Below are 21,973 nucleotides of genomic sequence, written 5' to 3'. Positions count from 1 at the left end.
AAAAGGTGTCCGTACAAGACACCTTTTTTTGTTTGGTGGATTTCGTTTTTTGCTCTATTTCTTCGGAACAGGTGCGTCTTTTGAAATCAAATCCTGACTTTTCAGATCATCCCAAAACGCCGACGGAATCACATCGGTCATGGATTTGGCGTTCGCGAGTGCTTGTTCAGGCGTACTCGCTCCCGGAATCACAGCTGCGACGACCGGATGCGATGCGGAAAATTGCAAAGCTGCAGACCGCAAATCTACTTTGTGCTTGTCAGCGACAACTTGCATCTTCTTGCGTTTCCCGAGCATTTCCTGCGGAATTTTTGGGCCATAGTTGAAACGGTCGCGTCCGGCGAGGAAACCGGCGTTCAATGGCGCGCCAATCACGGCTTTGACGCCTTTTTTCTGCATGGCCGGAAACAGTTCGTGCAAAGCCGGTTCGTGAACGGCGAGCGAATATTGGGTCGCGACCAGCATTACGTCGGGATCGGAAACTTTTAGCGCTTCGAGAATCGGCTGTGGTGTATTCACGCCCAATCCCCACGATTTTATGAGGCCTTCTTCGCGCATTTTCGTCAATTCCGGAAACGCTCCTTTTTTGGCGATCTCGAAATAGTCTTTCCATTTTTCGCCCATGTCGGCGTTGTCTGGCGAAAGATCGTGTATGAAAACGGTGTCGATCGACGAAAGTCCGAGGCGTTGCAAGCTGTCTTCGATCGAACGTCTTATGCCGGAAGCCGAATAATCATACTCGAACTTGAAGTTGAGTTGTCCGAACCACAGGCTTTTCGGGTCTTTTTTATAATTCGGATCGGTTTTGAACACACGACCCACTTTGGTCGAAAGCACGAATTCCTCTCGCTTTTTCCCGAACAGGAAATGGCCCATTCGTCTTTCGCTCAACCCGAAACCGTAAAATGGCGAGGTGTCGTAATAGCGAACTCCCGCGTTCCATGCGGCTTCGAGCGTTTTCTGGATTTGTCCGTCGGGATTTTCGTGAAAGCCGTTTCCCGCCGCCACGCCACCAATTCCGAAGTTTCTGACCAGTTTGAAATCTTCTTCCGAGGTCGATCCGAAAGCTAAGATTTGCGGTTTCTCCCTATCCATTGCCAGACTTTCGAACGGTTTTGCCGCGAGAGCCGCCGCCGCGAGCGAAGTTTGTGTCAAAAATGTGCGTCTTGTATTCATGAGGTTGTGTCGTTTCGTTTAAAATTACGACGCGAGGTTTGAAATTACTAGCAGATTTCGGTCAATAACGTTTTTTTGGCACTGCATTTTTGTCCCGATAATTCCTAACTTTAGGCAAAATTCCAACTTATGAAACGCATCGTACTACTTTTGATCGCCGTTGTTTTCGCTTCTTGCAAACAGGAAAAAACCGAGACTGCCGCCGGCGACCAACCTTTTTTCATTTTCGACAAAGTCGTCCATTATCACAAGGAAATTTCGCGTCAATACCTCGACACTTTGTACGACAAGCCTGAAAAATCGCGAAACGATCTCGGTTTGATACAGATCGTGACAGGAAATGTTCCGGTGAATCCGGCCGATACGCTTTTCGTGAAAAATATGTCGATTCTCGAATTCAGCCAACATGAGATCGAGGCTTCAAAAAACGCTGAAATCTCCAAACTTTTCTCGCAAAAAACACCAAAAGAAACTGTCGCCGAGTCGGCAAACTGCAAAGCGATTTACGCCGATGTGCTAGTGTTTCGCGGAAAAGGAAAAATCGTGGGTGTGGCAAAAATCGACTTCAACTGCAAAAAAGCACAGATCGTAGGAATGCGATACAGTCCGGAAAATTTCGGGAAATCGGGGGAATTTGACGAATTGCAGAAATTGGTCGGCTCAAAGTGATCAAGGCCTGACTTTTTTAGAATAGGTGGAAAGTCCTGTTAGTTCGACGGGACTTTTTTATTTCACGATTGTGATTTCGCGGGCCAGCGCTTGGTTCGCGCCCGGCGCTTGCCAAACCAAATCGCCGTTAAGCCAGACTTTTTCGATAATGATGGACGAGGTCGACAGTCTGTAACCGGCTCTCAAAGTGTCAGATTGTGTCGCGTTCCATTTTACGATCGTCTCCGGAAATTCCATGCGCTGGTTGTCGTTCAGGAACAGTCGCATCACCGTTCCCGATTCGGCTTCGATCATCATGAAATTCCTTGGATAATCGAGATTTCCGTTGCTCACTTCTTCGGCTTGACCGTCGATGATGTTGAAAATGCGAAAATCGTCGGGATTGAAATTTGGCGTGTTGAATAAATTCTCGCCCGAAGCGTTTTGGAGTTTGAGGTGAACCGTTGTGTCCAAAGTGAATCTTTCGGGAGAATCGCTGTCACTTGAGCACGAGAACAAAATCGGAAGCAAAAAAATCAGGAAAATCTTTTTCATGGCGCAAATGATTGAGAATCAAATGTAAAAAAAAATCCCCGCCAAATTGACGAGGATGATTTCTTAGCTGAAATTGTCTTATTTAGCTGGAGTAGCCGCTTTCGCTGTGTCAGCTGGTGCTGTAGCTGTGTCAGCCGGCATTGGAGCCGCTTCTGGAGCTGGAGCTGTAGCTGTATCAACTGCTGTAGTGTCTGCAGCAGTTCCGTCAGTAGCACCTTCTTTACCTTTGCAAGAAACAAGTGTAGCGGTACCTACCAAAGCTATCGCCATAAGACTAAGGAAACGATTTTTCATAATTAGTATCTGTTTAAAGTTTGGTCTAAATATAGAAAAAATATAATCTGGCTATCGAAATGAGCGTATTAAGTTTCGAAAAAACTGCCAACAGATGTTAAAATGGGACATTTTTCGCAGTGTTTGAATTTATCCGATGTAACAAAATCTCGGCTGTATCGACTCATTCCTGTTTGAAATATCTAAATTTAGCACTTACGAACAATCAGTAAACAAAGTAATATGACCAACAAATCATTGATCAGAATTCCGATCTTGACCGGATTTGCCTTGCTGTCGCTGGCCTCGTGCCAATCTGACAAAAAAGAGGCGACCGTTTCGGGAATCCTTAAACAAAACATGGACACGCTCGTGAAACCCGGCGACAATTTCGACGCTTTCGTAAACGGCGCCTGGATCAAGAAAAACAAGATTCCGGCCGACAAATCTTCTTACGGAGTTGCCGAAATCCTCGACGACGAAGCACAGGCTAACGTCAGGAAAATTATCGAAGCTTCGGCCAAAGGCGATTTCAAGGACGGATCGAACGAGCAGAAAATAGGCGATTTCTACAATTCCTACATGGATCAGAAGGCGCGCGACGCCAAAGGTATTTCTCCGTTGAAAGCTGAACTCGACGCGATTGCTGCAATCAAGAACCAAGACGATTTAGCCGCTTACTTCGGAAAGGCGAATGCTTCCGGCGGCACAATTCCGTTTGCGGTTGGCGTTACCGAAGATTTCAAAGATCCGACGAAATACATGCTTTACACTTGGCAAAGCGGACTTGGACTTCCGGAGCGCGAGTATTATTTCCTTTCGGATGCGAAATCGGCCGAAATCAGAAGCAAATATGTCGCCCACATCGAGAAAATGCTGGGGTTTTTGGGTGATTCGGACGCAAAAGGCAATGCCCAGAAAATCATGGCACTTGAAACGTCGATCGCCGCACAACACTTCACCAAAGAGTTGACTCGCGATGTGACCAAGATGTACAATCCGTATGAAATCGCGAATCTGAAAAAAGAAATGCCCAATTTCAACTGGACTTTGTTCCTAGAAAACGCCAAGATCAAAGGACAGAAATCGATTGTTTTCCCGCAGGTTGCATTCATGAAAGCCATTGACGGAATCATCAAAACGACGCCGCTTGAAACTTGGAAAACCTGGTTGAAATGGACCGCGATCCACGGATCGGCAACGGTTTTGTCAAGCAACGTGGACGCCGAAAATTTCTCTTTTTACGGAAAAGTCCTTAGCGGCATGGAAAAACAACGCGAGCAATGGAGACGCGCCGTGGGCGTAGTGAACGGAAGTCTCGGCGAAGTCGTGGGCGAAGTTTACGTAAAGGAACACTTCTCTCCTGAAGCCAAAAAACGCATGGAAGAACTCGTCCAAAACCTGCTCAAATCTTACGAGGAAAGCATCAAGGAATTGACGTGGATGACGCCTGAAACCAAGAAACAAGCGTTGGAAAAACTGTCGAAATTCACCCCAAAAATCGGATATCCGGACGCTTGGAGAGATTATTCGGCGCTGAAAGTCGTAAAAGGCGATCTCTTCGGAAACGTCGAACGCGCAGGCGAATTCGAATACAACAGACAAATCTCGAAACTGGGCAAGAAAGTCGACCGAGCCGAGTGGACGATGACGCCGCAAACGGTGAACGCTTACTACAATCCGTCATTGAACGAAATCGTGTTTCCGGCTGCGATCCTGCAACCGCCTTTCTTTGATTTGAACGCCGACGACGCCGTGAACTACGGTTCGATCGGAGCGGTAATCGGACACGAAATCGGACACGGATTCGACGACCAAGGAAGCTCATTCGACGGAAACGGCGTACTGAGAAATTGGTGGACAGAAGCCGACAACAAAGCCTTCAAGCAAAGAACCAAAGCATTGGTCGACCAATACAGCGCGTTCAATGTCTTCCCAGACCTGAAAGTGAATGGCGACTTTACATTGGGCGAAAACATTGGCGATTTGGGCGGCGTAACGATCGCTTACCGCGCTTACAAACTCTCGCTAAAAGGAAAATCTTCTCCAAAAATGGACGGTTTCACGGGCGAACAGCGCTTTTTCATCGGATACGCACAATCGTGGCTGAGCAAGCAGCGCGAGGAATCTTTGCGCAATCAAGTGGCTTCAGACCCGCATTCTCCGGCGCATTTCCGCGTGAACGGAATTGTAAGAAATATTCCTGAGTTTTATGAGGCTTTTGGGGTAAAGGCTGGCGATAGTCTTTATTTGGCTCCTGCGCAGCGTGTTAAGATTTGGTGATGCGTCGCTAATTTTGAAATTGAAAGATCCCGATTTAGTTCGGGATTTTTTTTTTGGCGCGGAGTTTTTAACTCCGCGGAATGTGTGGTGAAGTCTGCGACTTCAGATTTTTTGTTTTGAAACCGATATTCATTTGAAGCCAAATCCCGCTTCCGCGATTAACTTTCTTGAAAAAGCCAGGTTTTCTAGAGGGCGAGGCGAGCTTCCTTCGGTCGCTGCCTCGCCCCAAGAAAACCAAGTCTTTTTCCGCAAAAGGCTAATTCGCTAAAATCGGGGCTAGTTGGGTTCCAAAACGCCGTTTCCTCAAAAGAGAATCTTGTTCGGACAAACTCCAGAATTCGTTTTAGCGAAACTTTGGCAAGTCCGTCTCAATTGAAATAGTAACTTCATAACCAATTGACCAAAAACCCAAAACCATGACCGATAAATACAAAGAAATCCTAGATGCCATGATGGAAGAAGGATTCCACCAAATCGCAGACAACACCAAACCCGGCTACGATTTCGACTTCAAACTCACACCCTATTCCCTAAACACAAAACTGAGCTTCCGCTTCGACAGTTTCGACCACTTCATAGAATTCCTAAAAAACGCCGACGCCCACACCGAAAAACGCGAAGACGTCTTGCACGCCACGTTTTTGGAATTAGGCCTTAAAGAGGCTGAGTTTTTTTGGGTGAATTTTTATGCTAGTGGGAAGGATTTGGAGATGTAGAAATCTTCAACAAAAAAAAGCCTTGCTTTGTTAGGACTTTTGTTTTTATTAGATTCGGCCAAATCAGTTTTACATGATCGATGTGACCTGCGGGATAATCTTTAAGGATGAAAAAATTCTTGTTGCACAAAGGAGCCCAAATATGTCAATGCCTTTAAAATGGGAATTTCCTGGTGGAAAAATCGAACTTTTCGAAACCGAAGAAAATTGTTTGCGACGCGAAATTTTAGAGGAACTCAATCTTGAAATAGCGATTGTCGCAAAATTAACTCCGAACATCCACGAATATCCAACCCTTTCTATTAGGCTTATTCCTTTTGTAGCTAATTATCTTCGAGGTGAAATAAAATTGTCAGAACATTCGGCTTACAAATTTCTATATTTGGAAGAATTACCCAACTTAGATTGGGCCGAAGCAGATATCCCAATCCTTAAAGAATTTCTAGAAAAATATTCATGACCGAAGGAATCTATGAAAGTCTCGTAACAAAACTCATCGCGACGAAATTAGAAGAAGTTGATAGTTCTTCCTTCTACATAAATGAAGTAAGAATCGACAAAGAAGAAGCGGCACTAATCCTTGCTGGACATGTATCTAAAATATTACGCTACGCGCTTTCACTAGTAAAGACCGGTATCGAACGGCAAATTGAAATTGCCAACGCAATCATTTTACTTGTCAAAAAAGAGATTGGAAAACAAGAATTTGAGGATGATCTGATTCTTGAAGATGGAAAAATATTAAAGGCTATTTTCAAAAAACTCAACAGTGATTTCTCCGATTTAGATTTACGTTTAAAACAAATTACGCCCTCGTCGCGCTTACTTCACAGTGAACTTTTTGTAGGAGGAAACTCTGAAATAACACTAGAAAGTGAACTTCGAAAGGAGATACTATCTTCAGATAAAATCAATTTGCTGGTTTCTTTTATAAAATGGAAAGGTATAATCATTCTTGAAAAAGAGCTCAGAGAATTTACTGAGAGAGGTGGGAAACTCAGAGTAATTTCCACCACATATATGGGCGCATCAGATCACAAAGCGATTCAACTTCTCTCATCAATGAAGAACACTGAAGTCAAAATTTCATACAATTCTGGAAACGAGCGACTTCATGCCAAAGCTTATTTGTTTTTGAGGAATACTGGGTTTCATACTGGTTACATTGGCTCGTCCAACTTTTCAAGATCCGCTTTGACTGATGGTTTAGAATGGAACTTAAAAGTTACAACGAACGAAGTGGGACACATAATAGAAAAATTTCAGAACACATTCGAAGCTTATTGGCAAAATTCCGAATTTGAACTTTACGATGATCGACAGCACTTTGAAAAACTACAAAATGCTCTAAGTCAGGCAAAGACCTCAAAAGACATCATTTTGCAGACGTCTTTCTTTGATATAAAACCGTACCATTATCAATCTGAAATTCTTGAAAAACTAAATGCCGAAAGAGTTCTTCATGGCAGATATCGAAATCTTCTTGTCGCGGCAACTGGAACAGGCAAAACTGTTTTATCTGCATTCGACTATAAACGATTTGCCGAAGAAAATCCCAATGCATCGTTGCTTTTTGTCGCTCATAGAAAAGAAATCTTAGTTCAGGCAAGATCGACGTTCCAAGGAATTTTACGAGATAATAATTTTGGAGAAATTTGGGTTGACGGCTATCGTCCAACAAACTTCAAACATTTATTTGCATCTGTTCAATCGCTAAACAACTCTCTAGGAGAATTATCCCTTGACAGAAATTATTACGATTTTATAATAATTGACGAAGTCCATCATATCGCGGCGAAATCTTACCGTCCAATTCTTGAGTCATTCTGTCCGACGGTTTTGCTCGGACTTACCGCAACACCAGAGCGAATGGACGGTGAAGATATTCTCGCGGATTTTTGTAATCGAATCGCTGCAGAAATTCGTTTGCCAGAGGCGCTAAATAAAAAGCTACTGTGTCCTTTTCATTACTTTGGAATCTCGGACAGCATCGACCTTTCTGACGTTAGATGGATAAACGGACGTTATTTGGCTAGCGAACTCACAGATTTGTACACCTCAAATGATAGACGAGTTGGCGACGTTATTTCAAGTTTAAATAAATACACAAACGATCCGACAAATGTCAATTGTTTAGGATTTTGTGTTACAGTTGAGCATGCAAATTACATGGCTGAAAAATTCCTGTTAGCAGGATTCAAAGCCGCAGTATTAACTAGCAAAAATTCGATTGAGAGAGATGTGATTCTCAGACGATTCAGATCGAAAGAAATAAATTATTTGTTCGTGGTCGACATTTTCAATGAAGGTGTTGATATTCCTCAGATAGATACCTTGCTGTTTTTACGCCCTACGGAAAGTTTAACAGTGTTTCTTCAACAACTTGGTCGCGGCCTAAGACTTTTCGATGGAAAAGATGTTTTGACCGTTCTAGATTTCGTTGGAAATGCCCGACCGGAATATGACTTTGAAATGAAGTTTCGGGCCTTAATTGGTAAAACAAATTCCTCAGTACAGAAAGAAGTTGAAGATGAATTTCCACATTTGCCACTTGGCTGTTCAATCATTTTAGAGAAAAAAGCGAAAGAACACATTTTAGAAAATATCAGACGTGCCACTTCCACAAATCGTAAACAACTGCTTCTTAGAATTCTGAATTTTGAACACCAATCACATTTACCGCTTACATTAAACAATTTCTTGGCTGTAACGAATATTAAGATAAATTCAATTTACAAAAGAGATAGTTGGAGTCGACTTTGTGTTGAGGCGAAAAGACTGCCAGATTATTCAGATAAAAACGAAAAAGAAATTTTAGCTGCTATTCGGAATAAATGGCTTTCGACTGTCTCTGCATCTTACTTTAGCTTTATTTTGACTCTTGCAAAAAAAGGCTTCGATATTGACCTTTCCGAATTGACGAGAAATGAGCAAAAAATGGCACTAATGCTACATTATGACATTTGGCAAAGTGCTGGCGGTTTTGACAATCTTACCCAAAGTATTAAGGCAATAGGAAACAATAAGGTTCTTGTTGAGGAAATTATTTCAGTCCTTGAGTATCTATTAGACGATATCGGCTTTATAGAAAAGGATATTAGTTTGCCATACGATCAGCCTCTAAAAGTGCATGCACGTTACACGCGAGATCAAATTCTTGTCGCTTTCGAAGACAGTAATTTTGAAAAGAAATCATCCAACCGCGAAGGTGTTTGTGAAAATAAATCACTCAATACAGAATTGCTTTTTATCGATTTATTTAAATCCGAAGAAGATTATTCGCCAACGACGATGTACAAAGATTATGCGATTAGCGAAACAATTTTCCATTGGCAGTCTCAAAACCAAACCAGAGCAGATAGAGGAAAAGGTTTAACATATATCAATCAAGAAAGCAATAGAAAGATTGTTCTTCTTTTTGTACGTGAACAAGCCAAAGATGAGTTCGGAAACACAATGGGCTATGTTTTTTTAGGCGATGGAACTTTGGAGGATTATTACGGTTCGAAGCCTATGAGTATAAATTGGAAATTATCAGAGCCAATGCCAAATTATCTGTGGAAGCAATCTGCAAAATTATCTGTTGGCTAAAGCCTTTCGAATAGCTTGGATAGACAAAATTGGATTTTTGAAATTAATTACTCCACAACATTCCTTGGAAACGCCAACAAAACACGTCTGCCGAAAATCTCTCAAATCGCAAACTTCGCGACATAATGGGGAAGTTCTTTGCTCAAAAACTTGGAACAAGTCACAAACTATTTCTTATATTGAAAACAGGAAAGACATAAGCAAAAAAACTAATTTAGCTCTTTCCTGAAACGACATTGTGGAGTTCATGCTTTAATTGGCATTGCTTCTACAATACATCCAAAGACTTAACATCTCACTCCACAACCAAACTCCTAGCCCGACCCGTCCGCAACAACAAAACCAAAACAACAACAGCGCCAAGCAAACTCATCGAAACACCAACCAAATTGGGAGACGCAAAGCCGAATCCGTATACCAAAGGAAGTCCGCCGAGAAAAGCTCCAAGCGCGTTGCCGATGTTGAAACTGGCCTGAATCACCGCCGAAGCGATCATTTCCGCACCTTTTGCGGTCTGGATCATCAGCATTTGGATGGGCGCGGCCATCGCGAACGCTGCGCATCCGGTGAGGAAAACCAAGGTGAGTGAAACTATTTGGTTGGCCGAAAACAGAAACACCGAGAAGAGAATGAAAGCCATCACGACTTGTATGGTCAAAACGGCTTTCAACGGTGAGAATTTGTCGGCTAGTTTTCCTCCGATAAAGTTCCCGACGAGCATTCCAACGCCGGCCAACATCATAATATAAGGTACCGAATCTTCTGAAAATCTCGAAACTTTCGTGAGCAAAGGCGCGATGTAACTGATCCAGCAAAACAGTCCGCCGAAGCCGATCGCCGTGATCAAAATGATGAGCCAGGCCTCGATTTTACCGAAGAATTTGAGTTGCGTTCTGAGATTTTCGGTTTTCTCCTTTATCAGATTCGGCATCAGGAAATACATCGAGATCAAAGTCAAAAATCCGATGATGGCGATGATCACGAACGTGTAACGCCAACTCAGGTTGTGCCCGATGTAAGTTCCGATGGGAACGCCGATCACATTCGCGATCGTAAGTCCTGACAACATAATCGAAACAGCCTGGGCTTCTTTTCCTTTATCGGCCAATCGGCTTGCCACGACTGCTCCAACGCCGAAAAATGCGCCGTGTGGCAATCCCGACAGAAAGCGCGTGAGCAACAACATTTCGTAATTGGGCGCGACGATTGACAGTCCGTTCAAAAATGCGAGTCCGAACGCTAGCCAAAGCAGCATTTTCTTCGGTGGAAAATTGCGTCCGAGAATGACCAAAATCGGTGCTCCAACCACAACTCCAAGCGCATACAACGCAATCAAGTGTCCGGCTTCGGGAATCGTCACATCCAAATCCAGAGCGATATCGGGCAACAAACCCATTACGACAAATTCGGTAATTCCTATCGTGAGACCGCCAAGCATCAGCGGCAAAAGACTCTTTCTCATAATATTGCTTCAAAAAGAAGCGGCAAATTTACGACCGATTTCCGTTTTGGCCTAGCGTTTTATACTTAAGTGGACGAATGCAACTCGTCCGAACCTTACCACGCTCGAGGCGAATCCTATAACGACAACCTGCAATTGCGAAACTACCTTCGTCATTCTAAAACTCAAGAAATGAAGTACTTGCTACTATTGCTCTTTCCGATTGCGTTGTTGGCGCAAAAAGGCATTCCGCCCAAAGAAGTTGTGAACGCGACAATCACGACCAAATATCCGCAACCGATTCCGTTCAAACCCGAAATGGTCAAACAGTTGAAAGCGCCATCCGGATACGAGGTTACCGCAGCCGCGACGGGATTGGGAAAACCGCGAATGTTGTATCTCATGAACGACAAGCTTTACGTGACAAGGCGCGACGCGGGCGATGTTTTGCTATTATCCGAACCAAAACCAGACGGCACTTTTGGCAATTTGACAACCGCGGTTTCAGATTTCAAAGGCGTTCACGGCATCACGATGAAAGACGGTTGGATTTTCCTGCTGAACAACAACGAATTGCGCCGTTACAAGCTTTTGTCAGACGGAACAGCCGACATGGAATCCAAACAAACCCTGATAAATGACTTGCCAAGCGGCGGACAACACTCGAACAGAACGCTCGATTTCGGGCCCGACGGCATGTTGTATCTAACGGTCGGAAGTGTTTGCAACGACTGCGTGGGCGACAAGGAAACGGCCACGATTTTGTGGGTCGACCCGAAAACTTGGGAGCGCGGCATTTTCGCCTCGGGATTGCGCAACACGATCGGTTTTGACTGGCATCCGAAGACGAATGAACTTTGGGGATTGGACAACGGCTGCGATTACAAAGGCGACAATTGGCCGCCGGAAGAACTCAATAAATTGGTGAAAGGCGCCGATTACGGTTTTCCTTTCGGATACGGGAAGCGCGAAATCGACAAGACGCGCGAAGATCCGGGCGGAAGCACGAAAGAAGCTGTCGTGGCGGCGAGCGTTCCATCGACCATGGAATTTCCGGCTCACGGCGCTCCGATCGCTTTTCAGTTCTTTACATCCGGCAATTTCAACGGCGACGGACTCGTTTGCTGGCACGGCTCGTGGAATCGCAGCGAACCTGACGGTTTCAAGGTCGAGCGCATCAAATTCAAGGACGGACAAGCAGTTTCATCTGAGGATTTCCTTTCCGGATTTTACTTAAAAGCTTCCAATGAACAATTTGGGCGTCCGGCAGGTTTGGTCATCTCAAACACCGGAATCGTTTATGTTTCGGACGACTCGAACGGCGTCATTTATCGCATCCAACCCAAAAAATAACGACATGAAATATCTACTTTTTGCCGCCGCGGTTTCGCTTTTCGGAATGAGCTCGGCACCAACCGACAAAATCGAGTTCGAAGCTCCGGAATCTTATCCCGAAGGCGTGGTTTTCAACGCTTCGACCAATTCCTATTATGTTTCGTCGGCGCGATTCGGCACGATCGGGAAAGTTTCGTCTGACGGAAAATACACCGAATTTTATAAAGACAATTCGCTCAAATCGACTTACGGATTGAAGATTTCATCTGACGGAAAACGCCTTTTCGCATGTGTGTCCGATGCAAATTATTCCAAATTCCAGTCGCCCGACACTTTCCGGAAAATGGCGCGTTTAATCAGCATCGACCTAAAATCAGGCAAGAAGCTTTCAGATGTCGATTTGTCGAAACTCTTCAACGGCAAGCACTTCGCGAACGATTTGACGCTTGACGACAAAGGAAACGCCTATGTGACCGACAGTTTTTCGAACGTGATCTACAAAGTCACACCTGACGGAAAAGCGAGTCTGTTTTCCCAAAGCGAACTTTTCAAAACAAACGGCGTCGGACTCAATGGAATCGCTTGGAACCAAGGCAATTTTCTGCTCGTGGCCAACAGCGGAAAAGGTTGTGTTTTTAAAGTCGATGTGAACAATCCTGCGAACGTACAAAAAGTGAAACTCGACCAGTTTTTCATCAACGCCGACGGTTTGCTCCTAACCGACAAAAACACTTTGGTGCTCGTCCAAAACGGAAGCGTCAACAAAATCCACGAACTGGTTTCTACCGACAATTGGGTTTCGGCAAAAGTCAAGCGCGCCACGACTTTGGAACAACGCTTTACTTATCCGTCGACGGCGACTTCGAACAAGAATGACATTTGGGTCGTCGAGGCAAAATTCAACGAGCTCAACGACAGTACGATGGTCGCTTCCAAAAAGTTCTGCATCCAAAAAGCCAATTTCAAGCCTGTTCCATAATCCGCTTGACGGACATTCCAAAAAACGAAAAGATTGCGGTTTGCGCCAATTCGTATCTTTGGGAAAATGTCGCCCGATGCACGAAAAGCATTTTTTCCACCAAAAACTCACGCAGGCCATCTTGTCGATCGGCGTCCAAAAAACGTTCGGCAAACGCGAGACAATCCTGAAGGAAGGCGAAATCGAGCGCCATATTTACGTCATTGAATCGGGCGCGGTTCGGCTTTCGCTGCTTTCTGAAACGGAAGAACAAAGTATTAGATTTGGATACGCCGGCCAAATGATCACTTCGCTTACTTCATACATCAAAGGAACGCCTTCGCAATTTTCGCTAGAAACCATCCGAAAAACGACGTTGCGCATGGTGACAAAAGACGAACTTGAAGCTGTGATTTACCGAGATCGCGACAGCATGAAAGCTTACATCGACATGCTCGAAAATATGCTTGTGGAATTGATGGAACGCGAAGTCGACCTCTTGACAAGTTCTCCCGTCGAGCGGATGCAACGCGTCTTGAAACGAAGTCCTTTGCTATTCCAGGAGATTCCGCTCAAATACATCGCTTCGTGTTTTCGCATGACGCCCGAAACTTTGAGCCGCATCCGGAATTCTTGATTTCGATCAAGGTTGATTTGAAACCGACGTCGCAATTTTGTCCCACAAGAATCAATCATGAAAATCAAATCACAATCGTTGATCGACGAACTGTTGCTCAGGCTTGACAAAACTACCGAGACGGTGGAGAAATTTCGCGAACTCGAGACGTCCGAAATGCTTGCGAGAAAGGATCCGTCAAGCTGGAATCTTTTGGAATGTCTCGAACATTTGAATAGATACGGGAATTTTTATCTGCCGGAAATCGAAAAACGCATTCTCCAACAGGAATTGAAAAGCACAAACGAGATTTTCCGATCGGGAATTTTGGGAAATTTTCTCGTGAATGCGGTGCGTCCAAAAGGCGTTAAGGTCAACAAGATGAAAACCGCCAAAGCGATGAATCCGATCCAATCGCAACTTTCTGACAAAACCATTTCGATTTTTCTCCAACAACAAACCCGGCTGCAATCTTTGCTAGAACGTTCGCGCAAGGTCGATTTGTCAAAAACCCGAACCGATACGACCTTGTCGCGTTTTATAACATTGCGGCTTGGCGATACATTTCGCTTTATGGTAAACCATATCGAAAGACATGTGGCGCAGGCCGAGGCGACGCAATTTTAGAGGTTGTTTCCCGCTTCTAAAAAGTCCGCCGAAATTCTCTGGATTCTTAAGACACTCTCAAATTTTGAGACAAAATTAAATTCAGCCATAAAATTGGTCGGGTTAAAAAATCATTAGAAGTATTTTTGCTAATTTTACCCCATCAAAAAACAGGGTTGTTTTAAATTGCAGAAATTATGAAGAAGCTCGAGAAACGTTGGATCATTTCATTCCTGATCATCACGATTATCGCTGTTGCCGGACTTTTCTGGCCCGAATCGCACGAAAACGCACATTTGTCAGAGCAATTCGGCACGACCGACGACATCAAAGCAGCAGACGTCGCCTGGCTTTTGGCTGCCTCGAGCATGGTTTTGTTCATGACGCCCGGACTTTCGTTCTTTTACGGCGGAATGGTCGGCAAGAAAAACGTGATTTCGACAATGTTGCAAAGCTTTATTTGCCTTGGCGTAGTGACTTTGCTTTGGGTTGTCGTTGGTTTCAGTCTTTCGTTTGGCGATCCCATCGGATTCACGATTGACGGGAAATTCTACAGCGTTTTGGGCGATCCGACCTCTTTTATGTTCATGGACAACGTTGGCGTTTTGCCGCACAAGGTCATGGCTTCGACCGTGCCTTTTATGCTTTTTGCCTTGTTTCAGATGAAATTCGCTGTGATCACGCCCGCGATCATCACAGGTTCTTTCGCCGAAAGAGTGCGCTTCATTTCATTCATGTTGTTCATTTGCCTTTTCATCATTTTCATTTATGCACCGCTTTGCCACTCGGTTTGGCATCCGAACGGGATTTTGGCGACTTATTTCGGAGTCAAGGATTTCGCCGGCGGAACTGTCGTCCACATGTCGGCCGGATTCGCCGCTTTGGCCGGAGCGATCTTGCTCGGGAAGCGCAAAAACGCGAGACATATTCCCACTAATATTCCATTTGTTCTGCTTGGCACCGGAATGCTCTGGTTCGGTTGGTTCGGATTCAACGCCGGAAGCGCTTTGGCCGCAAACGGAACGGCCGCGATGGCTTTTGCCACAACAACTTCGGCATCGGCCGCAGCTATGTTGACCTGGATTTTCTTCGAAAGATTGAACGGGCGAAAAGTGTCGGCTTTGGGCGCTTGCGTCGGAGCGGTCGTTGGATTGGTTGCCATTACGCCGGCCGCGGGTTTTGTGACGATTCCGCAAAGTATTTTCTTCGGATTCATAACAGCGATCGTCTCGAATAAAGTCCTTACGTCAAAATACATGCAGAAAATCGACGATACTTTGGACGTTTTCGCTTGCCACGGCGTGGGCGGAATCATGGGAATGATCCTCACGGCGATTTTTGCCCAAGGAGAAAACGCAAGCTTGATGCACGGCGGATGGGAAGTTTTCGGACACCACATGATGGCGCTCGTGCTCGTTTCGGTTTTCACTTTCGTCGGATCGTGGATCTTGTTCAAAGTCACCAATTATTTCATTCCACTGCGGGTTTCAGAAGATTCCGAACACCTCGGACTCGATCTTTCGCAACACGACGAGACGATCGACCCGTCGAAACCCGATCAACCTCTTGGCATACTAAACCTTGTGCAATCATAACACCAAATACAACTGCGAAAAACTCCCGTTCCTAAAGCGGGAGTTTTTTATTTACACGGGTTGATTTCTTACATTCGCAAAAACACTTGCCATGAAATACCTTTTCGCTCTTTTGCTTTGCTTCGGCTTGACCGCGACTGCCCAAAAATCGGATATCGATAAAGTTTTGAACGATTGGCACAAAGCGGCCGCCGACGTAAAATTCGACGCTTATTTCGATGCGTTCACCAAAGACGCGATTTACATTGGAACGGATGCGACCGAAAATTGGAAAGTCTCCGAATTCAAAGCTTGGTCAAAACCGTATTTCGACAAAGGCACGACGTGGAATTTCAAGGCTTTGGAACGCAATATTTACCTAAGCGCAGACGGAAAACTCGCTTGGTTCGACGAATTGCTCGACACGCAAATGAAGTTGTGTCGCGGTTCGGGCATTCTCAAAAAGGAAAACGGCAAGTGGAAAATCGCGCATTACGTTTTGTCGATGACCGTTCCGAATGAGAATGTCGATGAAGTCGTAAAAGCGAAATCGAAGCTTGAGGACTTGGTTATCGAGAAAGTGAAGGCGAAGAAGTAGTCGTTTCGGAGCCCTTTTTTGCGTGAGGGATTTTAGCGGATATCCTTTTTGGCATTCCGATTTTTCTCTCAACCCTATTCTTTCTTGCCAAAAAGATAGCAGCGGAAGCCCGACGGCGGCTTTCAACAAGCGCGTTCGAAAGATTGGAAGTTTTGGCATTTAGAAGCGTCTGCCGAAGCCCGGCCGCCGGCACGCCCAGATCAAAAGCAAAAATTCCTTTGTCCGCAAGAAATTTCAGCGAGTCACAGACTCGCCCACACATCCTGCGGAGTTAAAAACTCCGCAAAAAAAGCCGCCCAAAACCAAAGTTCCAAGCGGCCAATCCCAAAACGGAAAAAATCACTTCCCGTATTCTTCCTTCAAATGCAGCAACATATCTTGTGTCATGTTCTGCAAATCAAATTCGTGTTTCCAACCCCAATCTTCGCGAGCCGGCGAATCATCGATGCTCGAAGGCCAACTGTCGGCGATTTTTTGTCGGAAATCAGGTTTATAGGAAACCTCGAATTCCGGAAGATGTTTCTTGATTTCGGCCGCAATTTCGGTTGGCGTGAAATCCATGGCCGACAGATTGTAGGACGAATGTATCTTGATTTTGTCGGCCGGAACTTCCATGATGCCAATTGTCGCGCGAATCGCATCGTCCATGTACATCATCGGCATTCTCGTGTCTTCTTTGAGGAAAACTTCATAGTTGCCGTCGGTTATCGCTTTGTGGTAAATGTCGACTGCGTAATCTGTAGTTCCGCCGCCAGCAGGAGTTGACCACGAAATCAAGCCCGGATAGCGAATGCTTCGAACGTCTACGCCGTAAATGTTGTGGTAATATTCGCACCAACGCTCGCCTGTTTGTTTGGAGATTCCGTACACCGTCGACGGTTCCATGATCGTGTATTGAGGCGTTTGGTTTTTTGGAGTAGTCGGCCCAAAAACCGCGATGCTCGATGGCCAGAAAATCTTCTTGATCTTTTTGGCTTTCGCCAGATTCAACACGTGAAACAGCGAATTCATGTTCAAATCCCAGGCAAAGGCCGGATTTTTCTCTGCCGTAGCCGACAAAAGTGCCGCCATCAGATAGATTTCGTCTACTTTGTACTGTTCGACGATGTGTTCGATCTGGTTAAAATCCAAGGCGTTGATCACTTCGAAAATCCCGTTGTTTACCACATCATTGTTGAGTTTCCGAATGTCTGAAGCGATCACGTTCTCGACTCCGTACTTTTCGCGGAGCTTGTGCGTGAGTTCGGTGCCTATCTGTCCGCAAGCGCCGATTATCAAAATTTTGGGCATAGTTGTGCTGTATTTTGCACAAATATACATTTTGGAAGCTTTCGGTTATCGATTCGTTAATAATTACTAATGGTTATCGCGTATTTGCCTTGTCGTGATTACATTTGTACTCCTAAATTTGTGACGATGCACAAACGCCTTCTTTACCTTGCCTTTATCGGTCTTTTCCTGATTTCTTGTGCCGATGAGGACAAGCGCGCGGCCGAACAGCAAAAAGAGGAAAAAAAGAAGGGACAGGTTTTTGCGAGTATCAGTAACAACTGGCGTTTCAATACGAATCCGGTGAATCCTTCGGCACAAAAACTCATTGCGACCTGGCCGGCTTGGCGCGATCTTTTGAGGGAAATGTCGCAAAAACCGCAGAGCAATATTTCGGCATTTCAGAAAAAGTCAAAAATCCTGTCGGAACGCGTGCTTGAACTTCCCAAGAATATTCCGCCAGCTTACAACAAACCTGCTGTCAAATCTCGCATTGCCGTGCTTACGACGAAAATAAACTCCATCAACCTGTTCATCAACCTCAAGGATATTCCGGCAGCTAAAATCAACAAATTGGTGGCTGACGTGAATATCGAACTGAACGGTTTCCAAGGTCAATTGGACGAAATCGACCGCAAGGCAATCGTTCCGAAAGAACAAGGCGAACAGGATATGTTGCGATTGCTTGACACCGCTCGCGCCATTCCGGACAAAGGTTTCAAGCCCGAAGAAGTCGCGCCTCAAACACAAAATCCACAAATGCCAATGCCTCGTCCCAACGGACTTTTGGGCGGCAGGAACAAAAAATTATCGAATTGAGCAAAACGGCCTTATTAAACAAATACGACTCGTGGCCAAAATTGAACCGAATCGCCGAACGGCTTGAGCAAAAAGGCTCGAAGTCACAACTTTCGGGTTTGGTCGGATCTTCCATGTCTTTTGTCGTCAGGACTTTGTTCAAGAAGTCGGAATTGCCTTTTTTGCTGGTTTTGTCTGACAAGGAAGAAGCGGCTTATTACCTCAACGATCTCGAACAATTGGTTGGCGAGGAAGACGTTTTGTTCTATCCGGGCTCGTACCGACGTCCGTACCAAATCGAGGACACCGACAACGCCAATGTTTTGTTGAGAGCCGAAGTCCTGAATCGGATCAATTCGCGAAAACGTCCGGCCTTGATCGTGAGTTATCCCGAAGCTTTGTCAGAAAAGGTTGTCACGCGCCAACAACTCGAGAAAAATACGCTCAAAGTTGCCGTCGGTGACAAGATTTCGATCGATTTCATCAACGAGGTTTTGCACGAATACGAGTTCCGTCGCGTCGATTTCATTACCGAACCCGGAGAATTTTCGGTGCGAGGCGGAATCATTGACGTGTTCTCTTTCTCGAACGAAAATCCCTATCGCATAGAGTTTTTCGGAAACGAGGTCGATTCCATCCGAAGCTTTGATGTCGAGACGCAATTGTCCATCGAAAAGAAGAAAAAAATCACGATCATCCCAAATGTCGAGAACAAGTTTTTCGCCGAAAGCCGCGAGAGTTTCCTTGACTACATAAGCGACAAGACGGTTGTTTTGGTTCAGGATTCGGACATCGTCTTGTCCAAACTCGACAAGCTCTACTCGAAGGCCGAAGAGGTTTTCGCCACCTTGGATTCCACGATCAAACACATAGAACCGAACCAACTTTTCGTCGACGCGAAGAATTTCCAGAAGCGGGCCGAATTGTTTTCGGTAATCGAATTCACCGAACGCGCAGCCTTTGAATCGGAGAAATTTGCGTTCCATACCAAACCGCAGCCTGCTTTCAACAAGCAATTCGATTTGCTTCTGAACAATCTCGCCGACAACAATTCCAACGGACTACGGAATTATCTTTTTTGCTCGAACGACAGTCAGGCCAAGCGTTTCCACGACATTTTCGAGTCGATGGACGAAAAGAACCACGAAGATTTCCGAAAGCAATACGAGACGATCGTTTCGCCTTTGTTCCAAGGTTTCATCGACGACGAAATCCAGGTCGCGTGCTATACCGATCACCAGATTTTCGAGCGCTACCACAAGTTTTCGATCAAGAACGGCTACTCGAAAAAACAGACGCTTACGTTAAAAGAACTCAATACTTTGTCGGTTGGCGATTATGTGACGCACATCGATCACGGCATCGGGAAATTTGGCGGATTGCAAAAAATCCAGGTCGAAGGCAAGACGCAGGAAGCGATAAAACTCGTGTATGCCGACAACGACATCGTGTATGTGAGCATTCATTCGCTTCACAAAATCTCGAAATATACGGGCAAGGACGGCGTGCCGCCAAAGATTTACAAACTCGGATCGGCTGCTTGGAAAACCCTTAAAAACAAGACCAAAGCGCGCGTAAAACACATTGCTTTCAACCTGATTCAATTGTACGCGAAACGCCGTTTGGAGAAAGGTTTCCAGTTTGGGCCTGACACTTACATGCAACTCGAGCTTGAATCTTCGTTCATTTATGAAGACACGCCAGACCAATTGAAAGCGACGCAAGATGTGAAAGCCGATATGGAAAGCGACCGTCCGATGGATCGCTTGATTTGTGGCGATGTCGGATTCGGTAAGACCGAAGTGGCGATTCGCGCGGCATTCAAGGCGATCGATAACGGAAAACAAGTCGCGATTTTGGTTCCGACGACCATTTTGGCTTACCAACACTTCCGGACTTTTTCGGAAAGACTCAAGGAAATGCCGGTTTCTGTCGGCTATCTGAACCGATTTAGAAGCGCGAAGCAAAAGTCGGAAACCCTAAAACAACTCGCCGACGGCAAACTCGATATCGTCATCGGGACGCACCAATTGGTTTCGAAAGACGTCAAGTTCAAGAATCTCGGGCTTTTGGTGGTGGACGAAGAGCAAAAATTCGGAGTGAACGTCAAGGACAAACTCAAGACGCTTGGCGCGAACATCGACACTTTGACGTTGACGGCGACTCCAATTCCGCGGACTTTGCAATTTTCGCTTATGGCTGCGAGAGATTTGTCGGTCATTACGACGCCGCCGCCGAACAGATATCCGATAGAAACGCACATCGTCGGATTCAACGAAGAGACGATTCGCGACGCGGTTTCGTATGAAATTCAGAGAAACGGACAGGTTTTTTTCATCCACAACAGAATCGAGAACATTCGCGAAGTTGCCGGAATGCTGCAACGTTTGGTTCCGAATGCGAGAATCGGCGTCGGACACGGCCAAATGGACGGAAAGAAACTCGAGGAACTGATGTTGTCTTTCATGAATGGCGAATTCGACGTTTTGGTCGCCACGACAATTATCGAAAGCGGACTCGACGTTCCTAACGCGAATACGATTTTCATCAACAACGCCAACAATTTCGGACTTTCGGACTTGCACCAGATGCGCGGTCGCGTGGGCCGAAGCAACAAAAAGGCTTTCTGTTATTTCATTACGCCTCCATTTTCGGTAATGACCGAAGACGCGAGAAAACGGATTCACGCGCTTGCCCAATTCTCGGATCTCGGAAGCGGTTTCAACATCGCCATGAAAGATCTCGAGATTCGCGGCGCCGGCGATTTACTCGGAGCCGAACAAAGCGGTTTTATCAACGACATCGGTTTTGAGACATATCAGAAAATCATGGCTGAAGCGATCGAGGAACTCAAGGAAAACGAGTTCAAGGATTTGTACCGCGAGATTGAAGGCGAGAAAGAAAAAGAATACGTCAAGGACATCCAGATCGATTCAGATTTTGAACTTTTGTTCCCTGACGAATATATCAATACGGTTTCCGAACGTCTGAATTTGTACAACGAGCTCAGTTTGATCAAGGACGACGAAGCTTTGTTCCTATATGAAAAGCGTTTGGTGGACAGATTTGGCCCTTTGCCAAAACAGGCTCAGGCTTTGTTGAACAGTTTGCGCATCAAATGGATCGCGGCCAAGATCGGAATCGAGAAACTCGTGATGAAACAGGGCAAGATGATCGGTTATTTCATTTCGGATCACGACTCTGATTTCTTTCAGACCAAACAGTTTGATCAGGTCATAAACTTCATCCAACGCAATCCGAATGTAGCCAGAATCAAGGAGAAACAAACCACCAGCGGCCTGAAACTGCTTTTGACCTTCGAGGACGTGAAGTCTGTGAGCAAGGCATTGGATTTGATGCAACGCGTGGTTTCTTAACAATTTCTACGTATTTTCTCTAATGCGAGTTGGGAATTCTGCGAGACATTTGAGGTTCCGGAAACCGCAAAGGTCTAGAGAGAAAATCACGAAATAAACTTTCCCACCTCAAAAAATTGAGGTCATAAAAAAGCCCTTCCGTTTCCGAAAGGGCTTTTT

General features: G+C 45.3%; 17 protein-coding genes. 13 read left to right on the top strand and 4 right to left on the bottom strand.

Going from position 1 to position 21,973, the window contains the following annotated elements; genetic code table 11:
- Nucleotides 1-54 precede the first annotated feature (54 nt).
- Nucleotides 55-1,176, bottom strand: coding sequence for an aldo/keto reductase (locus EOO49_RS02760; protein WP_290842512.1), 1,122 nt, complete (start codon nt 1,174-1,176; stop codon nt 55-57).
- A gap of 129 nt (nt 1,177-1,305) precedes the next feature.
- On the opposite strand from EOO49_RS02760, the gene EOO49_RS02755 reads away from it, so the two are divergent.
- Nucleotides 1,306-1,845: a hypothetical protein gene (locus EOO49_RS02755; protein ID WP_290842510.1), complete on the top strand. Its 540-nt coding sequence runs from the start codon at nt 1,306-1,308 to the stop codon at nt 1,843-1,845.
- 57 nt (nt 1,846-1,902) lie between these two features.
- Here EOO49_RS02755 and EOO49_RS02750 read toward each other — a convergent pair whose 3' ends face one another.
- Nucleotides 1,903-2,379 carry a hypothetical protein gene (locus tag EOO49_RS02750; protein ID WP_290842508.1) on the bottom strand — a complete coding sequence of 159 codons (477 nt, stop codon included), beginning with the start codon at nt 2,377-2,379 and terminating at the stop codon, nt 1,903-1,905.
- Between the two features lie 516 nt (nt 2,380-2,895).
- Here EOO49_RS02750 and EOO49_RS02745 point away from each other — a divergent pair.
- From EOO49_RS02745 to EOO49_RS02730, 4 genes are all read left to right on the top strand, one after another.
- Nucleotides 2,896-4,935, top strand: a complete 2,040-nt coding sequence (locus EOO49_RS02745) for a M13 family metallopeptidase (RefSeq protein ID WP_290842506.1) — start codon at nt 2,896-2,898, stop codon at nt 4,933-4,935.
- A 416-nt stretch (nt 4,936-5,351) separates the two neighbouring features.
- Nucleotides 5,352-5,651, top strand: coding sequence for a hypothetical protein (locus tag EOO49_RS02740; protein ID WP_290842504.1), 300 nt, complete (start codon nt 5,352-5,354; stop codon nt 5,649-5,651).
- A gap of 73 nt (nt 5,652-5,724) precedes the next feature.
- The gene (locus EOO49_RS02735) at nt 5,725-6,111 is read left to right on the top strand and encodes a (deoxy)nucleoside triphosphate pyrophosphohydrolase (RefSeq protein WP_290842502.1); all 387 of its coding nucleotides are present in this window, start codon (nt 5,725-5,727) and stop codon (nt 6,109-6,111) included.
- Nucleotides 6,108-9,242: a DEAD/DEAH box helicase gene (locus tag EOO49_RS02730; RefSeq protein WP_290842500.1), complete on the top strand. Its 3,135-nt coding sequence runs from the start codon at nt 6,108-6,110 to the stop codon at nt 9,240-9,242. Before EOO49_RS02735 ends, EOO49_RS02730 begins: the two co-directional genes overlap by 4 nt.
- A 295-nt stretch (nt 9,243-9,537) precedes the next feature.
- Here the strand turns inward: EOO49_RS02730 and EOO49_RS02725 are convergent, their stop codons facing one another.
- Nucleotides 9,538-10,704 (bottom strand): MFS transporter, encoded by a 1,167-nt coding sequence (locus EOO49_RS02725; protein ID WP_290842499.1) that lies wholly within the window; start codon nt 10,702-10,704, stop codon nt 9,538-9,540.
- A gap of 171 nt (nt 10,705-10,875) precedes the next feature.
- On the opposite strand from EOO49_RS02725, the gene EOO49_RS02720 reads away from it, so the two are divergent.
- The 6 genes from EOO49_RS02720 to EOO49_RS02695 all read left to right on the top strand — a co-directional run bounded on the left by EOO49_RS02720 (nt 10,876) and on the right by EOO49_RS02695 (nt 16,370).
- The gene (locus tag EOO49_RS02720; RefSeq protein ID WP_290842496.1) at nt 10,876-12,036 is read left to right on the top strand and encodes a PQQ-dependent sugar dehydrogenase; all 1,161 of its coding nucleotides are present in this window, start codon (nt 10,876-10,878) and stop codon (nt 12,034-12,036) included.
- A 4-nt stretch (nt 12,037-12,040) separates the two neighbouring features.
- Nucleotides 12,041-12,997: a gluconolaconase gene (locus EOO49_RS02715; RefSeq protein WP_290842494.1), complete on the top strand. Its 957-nt coding sequence runs from the start codon at nt 12,041-12,043 to the stop codon at nt 12,995-12,997.
- A 76-nt stretch (nt 12,998-13,073) separates the two neighbouring features.
- The gene (locus tag EOO49_RS02710) at nt 13,074-13,613 is read left to right on the top strand and encodes a Crp/Fnr family transcriptional regulator (protein WP_290842492.1); all 540 of its coding nucleotides are present in this window, start codon (nt 13,074-13,076) and stop codon (nt 13,611-13,613) included.
- Between the two features lie 57 nt (nt 13,614-13,670).
- Entirely contained in the window at nt 13,671-14,219 is a 549-nt protein-coding gene (locus EOO49_RS02705; protein ID WP_290842490.1) for a DinB family protein, read from the top strand.
- A gap of 176 nt (nt 14,220-14,395) precedes the next feature.
- Nucleotides 14,396-15,793, top strand: a complete 1,398-nt coding sequence (locus EOO49_RS02700; RefSeq protein ID WP_290842488.1) for an ammonium transporter — start codon at nt 14,396-14,398, stop codon at nt 15,791-15,793.
- 91 nt (nt 15,794-15,884) lie between these two features.
- Nucleotides 15,885-16,370: a nuclear transport factor 2 family protein gene (locus EOO49_RS02695; RefSeq protein WP_290842486.1), complete on the top strand. Its 486-nt coding sequence runs from the start codon at nt 15,885-15,887 to the stop codon at nt 16,368-16,370.
- A gap of 339 nt (nt 16,371-16,709) precedes the next feature.
- Here EOO49_RS02695 and EOO49_RS02690 read toward each other — a convergent pair whose 3' ends face one another.
- Nucleotides 16,710-17,660 (bottom strand): L-threonine 3-dehydrogenase, encoded by a 951-nt coding sequence (locus EOO49_RS02690; protein WP_290842484.1) that lies wholly within the window; start codon nt 17,658-17,660, stop codon nt 16,710-16,712.
- 126 nt (nt 17,661-17,786) lie between these two features.
- Between EOO49_RS02690 and EOO49_RS02685 the strand changes: the two genes are divergently transcribed.
- Both EOO49_RS02685 and mfd read left to right on the top strand, forming a co-directional pair.
- On the top strand, nt 17,787-18,458 hold the full coding sequence (locus EOO49_RS02685) for a hypothetical protein (RefSeq protein ID WP_290842482.1): 672 nt from the start codon (nt 17,787-17,789) through the stop codon (nt 18,456-18,458).
- Entirely contained in the window at nt 18,455-21,814 is a 3,360-nt protein-coding gene (mfd, locus tag EOO49_RS02680; RefSeq protein ID WP_290842480.1) for a transcription-repair coupling factor, read from the top strand. The genes EOO49_RS02685 and mfd overlap by 4 nt, the downstream gene beginning before the upstream one ends.
- The last annotated feature ends 159 nt before the right edge of the window (nt 21,815-21,973 follow it).

The sequence above is a fragment of the Flavobacterium sp. genome (assembly GCF_004295795.1).
Lineage (GTDB): Bacteria > Bacteroidota > Bacteroidia > Flavobacteriales > Flavobacteriaceae > Flavobacterium.
The sequence above is the reverse complement of the archived record's forward strand: the minus strand, read 5'-3'. Positions and strand labels throughout refer to the sequence as shown.